9 protein-coding genes and 2 pseudogenes are annotated in these 7,362 nt (G+C 74.8%); 4 read left to right on the top strand and 7 right to left on the bottom strand.

Annotated features, from left to right (window positions below; translation table 11 throughout):
- The 3 genes and pseudogenes from ABZW03_RS33545 to ABZW03_RS33535 form a co-directional block, all read right to left on the bottom strand.
- Positions 1–94, bottom strand: a pseudogene (locus ABZW03_RS33545) (DNA-binding response regulator); the annotation flags it as partial.
- Positions 95–121: 27 nt separating this feature from the next.
- The gene (locus ABZW03_RS33540) at positions 122–694 is read right to left on the bottom strand and encodes a sigma-70 family RNA polymerase sigma factor (protein ID WP_355266887.1); all 573 of its coding nucleotides are present in this window, start codon (positions 692–694) and stop codon (positions 122–124) included.
- Between the two features lie 260 nt (positions 695–954).
- On the bottom strand, positions 955–1,428 hold the full coding sequence (locus tag ABZW03_RS33535) for a MarR family transcriptional regulator (RefSeq protein ID WP_355266884.1): 474 nt from the start codon (positions 1,426–1,428) through the stop codon (positions 955–957).
- Positions 1,429–1,597: 169 nt separating this feature from the next.
- Between ABZW03_RS33535 and ABZW03_RS33530 the strand changes: the two genes are divergently transcribed.
- Entirely contained in the window at positions 1,598–2,008 is a 411-nt protein-coding gene (locus tag ABZW03_RS33530; RefSeq protein ID WP_355266881.1) for an organic hydroperoxide resistance protein, read from the top strand.
- A 137-nt stretch (positions 2,009–2,145) separates the two neighbouring features.
- On the opposite strand, the gene ABZW03_RS33525 is transcribed toward ABZW03_RS33530, so the two are convergent.
- Positions 2,146–2,496, bottom strand: coding sequence for an SHOCT domain-containing protein (locus ABZW03_RS33525; RefSeq protein WP_355266877.1), 351 nt, complete (start codon positions 2,494–2,496; stop codon positions 2,146–2,148).
- 150 nt (positions 2,497–2,646) lie between these two features.
- Between ABZW03_RS33525 and ABZW03_RS33520 the strand changes: the two genes are divergently transcribed.
- Positions 2,647–3,168 (top strand): hypothetical protein, encoded by a 522-nt coding sequence (locus ABZW03_RS33520; protein WP_355266874.1) that lies wholly within the window; start codon positions 2,647–2,649, stop codon positions 3,166–3,168.
- Positions 3,169–3,186: 18 nt separating this feature from the next.
- On the opposite strand, the gene ABZW03_RS33515 is transcribed toward ABZW03_RS33520, so the two are convergent.
- From ABZW03_RS33515 to ABZW03_RS33505, 3 genes are all read right to left on the bottom strand, one after another.
- The gene (locus ABZW03_RS33515) at positions 3,187–3,837 is read right to left on the bottom strand and encodes a beta-glucanase (protein WP_355266871.1); all 651 of its coding nucleotides are present in this window, start codon (positions 3,835–3,837) and stop codon (positions 3,187–3,189) included.
- A gap of 171 nt (positions 3,838–4,008) precedes the next feature.
- The gene (locus tag ABZW03_RS33510) at positions 4,009–4,635 is read right to left on the bottom strand and encodes a CBS domain-containing protein (RefSeq protein WP_355266890.1); all 627 of its coding nucleotides are present in this window, start codon (positions 4,633–4,635) and stop codon (positions 4,009–4,011) included.
- Between the two features lie 187 nt (positions 4,636–4,822).
- Positions 4,823–6,022 carry an FAD-dependent monooxygenase gene (locus ABZW03_RS33505; RefSeq protein WP_355266868.1) on the bottom strand — a complete coding sequence of 400 codons (1,200 nt, stop codon included), beginning with the start codon at positions 6,020–6,022 and terminating at the stop codon, positions 4,823–4,825.
- A 138-nt stretch (positions 6,023–6,160) separates the two neighbouring features.
- On the opposite strand from ABZW03_RS33505, the gene ABZW03_RS33500 reads away from it, so the two are divergent.
- Together ABZW03_RS33500 and ABZW03_RS33495 are read left to right on the top strand one after the other, a co-directional pair.
- Complete coding sequence (locus tag ABZW03_RS33500) at positions 6,161–6,874, top strand: TetR/AcrR family transcriptional regulator C-terminal domain-containing protein (protein WP_355266865.1); 714 nt, start codon at positions 6,161–6,163, stop codon at positions 6,872–6,874.
- An 86-nt stretch (positions 6,875–6,960) separates the two neighbouring features.
- Positions 6,961–7,362 (top strand): annotated as a pseudogene (locus ABZW03_RS33495) (hypothetical protein); the annotation flags it as partial.

Raw genomic sequence — 7,362 nt, 5'->3', positions numbered from 1 at the left:
GGACCGGCTTCACCACGTAGTCGTCCGCGCCGGACTCCAGGCCCACCACCACGTCGATGTCGTCCGAGCGCGCGGTGAGCAGGATGATCGGCAGCGTGCGCGCGCAGCAGGTCCCCGACCCTCATGTCCGCTCCCCGCCCTCGTCCGGGTGTTCCAGCAGGTACTCCAGGTGGCGCCGCCCGAGGCTGTAGTAGGTGCGGGCGGTGGTGTGCGCGATGCCGAGGGACCGGCCGATGTCGGGGTACGACAGCCCCGCCTGGCGCAGCCGGACCACGTCGGCCTGGACCGGGGCGGCCCGCGCGAGTTCCTCCATCGCCCAGTCCAGGGCGTCCAGCTCGGCGAGCTCGTTCAGCTCGTCCTGGCTGGTGTCGGGGCGGCGCTGGGCGATCACCCGCAGCCGCTTGCGCTCGATCCGGCGGCGCTCGCGCAGCACGTCCACCACCGCGTCCTTGACGATCTTGAAGGCGAAGGCCTGCGGATCGGGGCTGGCCAGGGCCCGGCGCCAGTTCTTGTAGAGCGTGGTGCCCGCGTTCTGGACGGCGTCCTGGGCGTCCTCACGGTGCCGCAGGCGCTGCTGGGCGTAGCGGAGGTAGCCGGAGTTCTCTCGGGTGAAGAAGGCCTCGAAGTCGTTCGGCAGGTCGCCGAGCGGGTCGGCTCGCAGGCCCCGCTCCTCGCCCGGCCCGGGAGTGCTCACGCGGGCCCCCCTTTCGTCGGTCGACTGGCCGGCCCGCCCGGTGGCACGCCGACGGCCCCTTGGGGGCTCGTGGTGTAACCGTCCGGGAGGTCCGGGATGTTGACCGGATCGGGCCGACAATTGCCGAACGATTCCGTTCACTTCCGAACAGCATCGCTGACCTGCCGCTTCACCCTTCCGGGCCCGATCGGAGCGCCTTCCGTGTGACCCAGATCACATTCCGTGGGGGGATCGCTTGACAAGCCCGCCGATCCCGCCCCTTACGGCGCGGGCTCCACCTCCGCGGCGTCCAGCGCGGCGGTCACCCGGTCCAGCAGCCCGCGCAGCGCGGCCAGGTCCTCGACCGGCAGCCCCGTCGCCGCGAGCAGCCGGCGCGGGACCTGCCCGGCCCGCCCGCGCAGCGCCGACCCCTCGGGGGTCAGGCGGACGGTGACCGACCGCTCGTCCTCCGGGCTCCGCTCGCGGCGCACCAGCCCGGCCGCCTCCAGGCGCTTGAGCAGCGGGGAGAGCGTCCCGGAGTCCAGCCGCAGCCGCTCGCCGATCCGCTTGACGGGCAGTTCGCCCTCCTCCCACAGCACCAGCATGACCAGGTACTGCGGGTAGGTCAGCCCGAGGTCCCGCAGCAGCACCCGGTACACGCCGCCGAAGGCGCGGGAGGCCGCGTTGAGCGAGAAGCAGATCTGCTGGTCGAGGCGGAGCAGTTCCTCGTCCGCCAGGCCGGGGTCGGTGGTCATGGACCCATGGTACCGACCACCATCGCACGATTGAGTTGTGCGCAATTGAATTGCGTGCTCTACTTGTCACAGCGCAGCGACGACCAGCCGGCCGCCGCGAAGCACCCGGGACGGCGACCGCCCCGGACCACCGACCGCAGGAACACCCAGGACCTGAAGGGACGCCACCATGGACGCGCTCTACACCGCAGCCGCCACCGCCAACGGCCGGGAGGGCCGCGCCGTCAGCTCCGACGGACAGCTGGACCTCGCGCTGGCCATGCCGCCCGCGCTCGGTGGCAGCGGTCAGGGCACCAACCCGGAGCAGCTCTTCGCCGCCGGCTACGCCGCCTGCTTCGCCAGCGCCCTCGGCCTGGTCGGCCGCCAGGCCCGGGTGGACACCAGCGAGGTCTCGGTGACCGCCGAGGTGTCCATCGGCAAGGACGGGGCCGGCTTCGGCCTCGCCGTCGTGCTGCGCGTCGAGCTGCCCGAGTCCCTCGCGGGCGAGACCGGCGAGCTGCTGGTCAAGCAGGCGCACGAGGTCTGCCCGTACTCCCGCGCCACCCGGGGCAACATCCCGGTCGAGCTGGTCGTCGAGTAACCGACTTCGGGCGACCGGTCACCCTCCCCCGACCGACCGGTCGCCCGATCCCCCGGCCCCCGTGGCCGACGGGCCGGGCCCGCCGCGAACGCACTGCGGCGGGCCCGGCCCGCATTGCCCCCCGATGAACTCCCGGGTCAGCCGCCGCCCGGCCCGTTCGCCGAGCGCAGCGTCTCCAGCCGGTGCCGGTACTCCTCCGCGTCGATCTCGCCCCGCGCGAACCGCTCCGCGAGCAGCTGCTCCGGGGACACCCGTTCGCCCTCCGGCCCACGCTGCCCGGCCGGACCCCGGCCTTGAGGGCCGCCCGCCCCTGGCCCGCCGGCCCCCGGAGCCCACCGGCCGGGCGGGACCGGCTGCCGCCCGTGCGACGCGTAGCGGAACAGGGCCACGGCCAGGAGCACGACGATCACCAGGAACAGCAGCATCCCGAACGCCATCAGGCCCATGCCCCAGCCGTCCATCGGGCCGTGCCCGTGCCAGTACCTCATCAGGACCTCCTCCTCCGGCCCCGCCGGGGCCGCCGAGGTGCGCAGCGCCTTACCACCATCGTGCGCCCGCCAACCGTGAAAGCGGCGTGCGGGAGGCCCGCGAGGACGGTCCGGCACCCGGCCCGGCGCCCACCGGGTAGCGTGCCGCTCGTGACCCACCACCCGCCGCCCTCGTTCCACCCCCAGCGGCCCCCGGCTCACCGGCCACCCGCGGCCGTCCACCTGCCGGACGACGGCCGCTCCCCCGAGCAGCTCGTCGCGGCCGGGGTGCTGCGGCGCCACCCGGACCCGCGCCCCCACCCGGCGCTCGGCCACTCCCCGATCGGCTACGTCACCACCGCCCTCTGGGCCGAGCTCACCGCCCTCGCCATCGCGCCGGCCGCCGCCGAGACCACCGCCGCCGCGCTGCTGCGCTCGATCGCCGACCGCGCCGTGGACGCGGCGCTCGCCCCGGGCAACGAACGCGCCCCGCGCGACGACCTGTACGTGACCGACCCCGCCCACATCGGCCCGCACCGCCGGGCGGTCTGGTTCCAGCGCACCGCGACACCCTCCCCGTACGCCCCGTACGGGCCGGGCGACCCGCGCGCCCTCCTCACCCCGCTCGACCCGCGCGGCGGGTACGCCCCGCGCGGCCCGATCACCGCCGCGTTCGCGCCGCACGAACCGTAGGCCGCTGCGCCACCGCGCTCAGCGCTCCACCCGGAGGCTGTGGCACACCCAGCTCAGCCGGTCCGGCCCGCCGTACGGGGGCCGGTCGTGGTACACCCCGTCCGCCACCGAGATGTTGACGATCAGGTACGCGTGCCAGCCGGACCCGACGCCGTGCAGGTCCGCGTAGACCAGCTCGTCCGCCACGTACCAGTCCACCGATTTCGCGCCGAGCACCACCCGCAGGTCGAAGGTCGCCCCCGGCCCGATCCCGGCGCTCGCGCCGTGCCAGTACCGGAAGCCGCCCCGGACGTGGTTGGAGATCTCCAGCAGGTCCGGGTTGTCCGGGTGGTACTCGAAGACGTCCACCTCGTTGCCGCCGTCCCGCCAGGTCCAGATCGCCGGCCAGGCGCCCAGCTCCACGGGCAGCGTCACGGTCGCCGACAGCACGTCCCCGGCGCGGACCTGGAAGCCGTCCGGACTCCCCTCGGTGGTCAGCAGGTTGCAGCTCCACAGGCCGCCGCTGTGCCGCCTGACCGCTGCGAAGACCCCGTCGGGGCAGTAGTCGCGGCTGAGGTAGTCGAGTTTGTGGTCGCTCCGGTTGGTCGGCCCCATCCGGGGATACGCGCTGCTGCGCCCGGCGATCCACTGACTGGTCGAAGTGAAGTCCGCGTCGAACACGACCGCCACGGCCGCCTCCCCGAAGCTCCGGCGTCCCGGCAGTCCGCACCACCGGGCACACAGGGTGAGTTACCCGATACCCTCCGCAGTATGCGGGCGAATCGTTCGACCTCTGAACGAACGGGCGGCGCGGCGACGGCTCGGCGGGCGGCGACAAGCGGCGGCCCCAGCCGACCGGACTCAGCCGACCGGCGCCGCGCCGCCGGCCCCGAGCCGGTCGGTCACCGACACCACCCCGTCCACCGAGCGGCACAGGTTGAGCACGATCGGCACCAGGTGCGGCTCGGGCACGGTGCCGCTGAGCACCACCCGCCCCTGGTCGACCTCCACCCCGATCTCCGCCGGACTGACCCCCTCGATCCGGCCGAGCACCTCCTCGACGATCTCCCGCCGGATCACCCGGTCCTCGCGCAGGAACACCCGCAGCAGGTCGCCGCGGCTGACCATGCCGATCACCCGCCCCTCCTCGTCCAGCACCGGCAGCCGCTTCAGTCCGTGCCGGCTCATCAGCCGGGCCGCCGCGACCACGCTGGCGTCGGGCGTGGTGCAGACCGGCTGCGCCGTCATCAGGTCCGCCGCGGTCACCTCGCCGCCCGGGCCCGCCTGGACCGACTCCGGCGCGGGCAGCAGGCTGGCCGGGTCCTCCTGCGCGGCCAGGGTGCGCAGCAGGTCCGCCTCCGAGACCACGCCGAGCGGCCGCCCCTCCGGGTCCACCACCGGGACGCCGGTGATGTCGTACTCGCTCAGCAGCGCCACGATCTCCCGGAACCCGGTCTCGGGGGAGACCAGGACCACGGGGCTGGTCATCACGGATTCGACGGTGGCATGCCGCACGCCGGTTCACCTCGTCCAACATCGCCGGTGCGACCGGACGCGGGTCGTCCGGACCGGTACGGGCAGCATCGCGCGCCCCGGCCCCGATCGCCAGGGGCCAAGGGGCCGAACGGGTGGGACCAAGGGCCTGCCCCACCAACACGTCCCCGACACGCGGCCGTCAGCCCGACACTGCCGGCCGGCGGGACGGCTCCCGCCCGTAGTCCGGCAGGTCGAGGCTGCTGACCCGCTTGCCCAGCTCCAGCATCCGGTCCAGCGCCCAGCGCCGGTTGAGCAGCGCGTTGCGGAACCGCAGCCCCGCGGCCGTGCGCGGCGCGAGGAACGGCCCGGTCCGGTCGCCGCCCTTCTGGCAGCCCCGCGCGTACGGGCGCAGCAGCCGCTCGTACCGTTCGAAGGCGGCCCGGTGGTCGCCGCGCGCCCGGGCCAGCTCGCCCGCCAGGACGTACGCGGCCACCACCGCCGTCCCGGTGCCCATGCCGCCGATGGTCGCTCCGCAGGCGGCGTCGCCGATCAGGGCGATCCGGCCGGTCGACCAGGCGGGCACGTCGGCGCGGCTGATCGAGTCGAAGTACAGCTCGGGTGCGGCGTCCAGGCTCTCCAGCAGTCGCGGCACCCGCCAGCCGAGGCCCGCGAAGGCGGCCCGGACCAGCGCCTTCTGCTGCGCCGGGTCGTGGCGGTCGTAGCGCAGTTCGGGCGAGGCGAAGAGGGCGAACGCACCGGCCCGGCCCGGGTCGCGGTGGGCGGCGCCGACGGACATCAGCCGGCCGGGGACGTTGAGGCCGACCCCGCCGGTCGGCAGCCCGAGGTCGTTGGGCAGCTGCCAGGTGGCCGCGTAGTAGCCGAGGTGCCGGACGTGGTGCCGCTCGGGGCCGAAGGCGAGCCGGCGGACGGTGGAGTGCAGTCCGTCGGCCCCGATCACCAGGTCGAACTCGCGCGGCGCCCCGTACCGGAAGGCGACCCGGACCCCGCCCGGGCTCTCCTCCAGGGCCGTGACCGAGTCGCCGAACACGTACTCGGCGCGGGCGCTGCTGTGCCGGTGGAGCAGCCGGGCCAGCTCCCCGCGCGGGACCTCCACGTCACCGCCGGCGAACTCGGCGGGCAGGTGCAGCAGTCGGCGCCCTTCGGGGCCGACGAAGGTCATCGGGCTGCCGCCGGTGCCGAGCGCGCGCAGCTCCTCCAGCACGCCCATCCGCTCCAGCACGGTCAGGTGGGTGGGGCCGCGGAAGTCGACGTCCTGACCGCCGTCGCGCAGCGCGGGGGCCAGCTCGACCACGGTCACCTCGAAGCCGTACCGGCCCAGCCAGTGGGCCAGCGCGGGGCCGGCGATGCTCGCGCCCGAGATCAGCACCTTGGTGCTCATGGAACCACTCCGTCCGAGGGTCAGAAAACTGTGTCTCGCGGACACTGTTCGTTGCTGTGTACGGTAGACACAGTTGAATCGGAAGGGCAACCCCCCAGGCGGAGGCCCGGATCGGACACGCGGTCGGAACGGGAGCGGATGATGGCCGAGGCGGCGAACGACACGGTGCGGCTGCTCTGGGGCCCGCCGGCCAGGCCCACCCGGGGCCCGAAGCCGGCCCTCAGCCTGGAGCGGATCGCCGCGGCCGGGGTCGAGGTCGCCGACGCCGAGGGGCTGGCCGCGGTCTCCATGCAGAAGGTGGCCGGGCTGCTCGACTTCACCAAGATGTCGCTCTACCGCTACGTCCCTGGCAAGGCCGAACTCGTCGCCCTGATGGTCGAGTCGGCCGTCGACGCACCGCCGGACGCCCCGGAGGGCGCCGACTGGCGGGAGCAACTCACCGCCTGGGCCCACCACTTGGCCGAGTCATTCGCCCGGCACCCGTGGCTGCTGGACGCCACCGTCGGCGCCCGGGTGCTCGGACCGCGGGAACTCGCCTGGCTGGAACGGGTGGTGGCGGCACTCGACGGCCACGGACTGACCGGCCCCGAACGGATGGACGCCGCCGTCCTGCTCACCGGGCACGTGCGCGGGATCGCCGCGCAGTCCCGCGCCGCCGGGCCCGCCCACACCCCCGAGGCCGAACTCCTCGCCGCCCTCGGCACCGTGGTCCAGGAGCACGCCGACCGCTTCCCCGCCGTCGCCGCCGCCATCGCCGAACCGGGCGGCCGCGACCAGGCGTTGGAGTTCGGCCTGGAGCGCATCCTGGACGGGCTGGCCGCCCTGATCGAGCGCCGCGCGACCACCGTCTGACCCGCCGCGCACAGACCGCCCGACCCGGCCCGCGCCCCGGAAAACCGCTCGAACCGCCGCCCGGCCGGTCGCTAGGCTCGCGCCCCATGGCGATGTTCGTGCACCTGACCGCCGCGGCGAACGCGCCGCGCATCCGCCGCGCCGGAATCCGCGCCGACAGCCCCGGCCGGGGCGGCGCGCACGGGGTGTACTGCTTCCCCGTGCTGCCCTCGTACACGCTGACCCACCAGTGGCTGCGCGAGCTGGCCCGGTTCCACCCCAAGGGCGCGCTGGTCGCGGTGCACCTGCGGCTGGACGACGGGCAGGAGGTGCTGGCCGGGCACTACGACGGCCGCACCCGGGGCGCCGAGCGCCCGGTGCCGGCCGCCGAGGCGGTCCGGCGGATCGGCGCGCTGCCCGAAGGTCCCGGGGGAGTTGGCGGTGCCGGTCCAGTGCGGGCTCTTGCCGTCGCGGATGTCGAAGCCGAGGCCCCAGTCGTTCGGGCGCCG

Origin of the sequence: Kitasatospora sp. NPDC004799, from assembly GCF_040609095.1 — a bacterium.
GTDB lineage: Bacteria > Actinomycetota > Actinomycetes > Streptomycetales > Streptomycetaceae > Kitasatospora.
The sequence above is the reverse complement of the archived record's forward strand: the minus strand, read 5'-3'. Positions and strand labels throughout refer to the sequence as shown.

Coding starts and splice junctions, on each gene's coding strand:
- ABZW03_RS33500 (WP_355266865.1), top strand. CDS start 6,161: ATGATGGCCGAGGCGGCGAACGACACGGTGCGGCTGCTCTGGGGCCCG.
- ABZW03_RS33505 (WP_355266868.1), bottom strand. CDS start 6,022: ATGAGCACCAAGGTGCTGATCTCGGGCGCGAGCATCGCCGGCCCCGCG.
- ABZW03_RS33510 (WP_355266890.1), bottom strand. CDS start 4,635: ATGACCAGCCCCGTGGTCCTGGTCTCCCCCGAGACCGGGTTCCGGGAG.
- ABZW03_RS33525 (WP_355266877.1), bottom strand. CDS start 2,496: ATGAGGTACTGGCACGGGCACGGCCCGATGGACGGCTGGGGCATGGGC.
- ABZW03_RS33535 (WP_355266884.1), bottom strand. CDS start 1,428: ATGACCACCGACCCCGGCCTGGCGGACGAGGAACTGCTCCGCCTCGAC.
- ABZW03_RS33530 (WP_355266881.1), top strand. CDS start 1,598: ATGGACGCGCTCTACACCGCAGCCGCCACCGCCAACGGCCGGGAGGGC.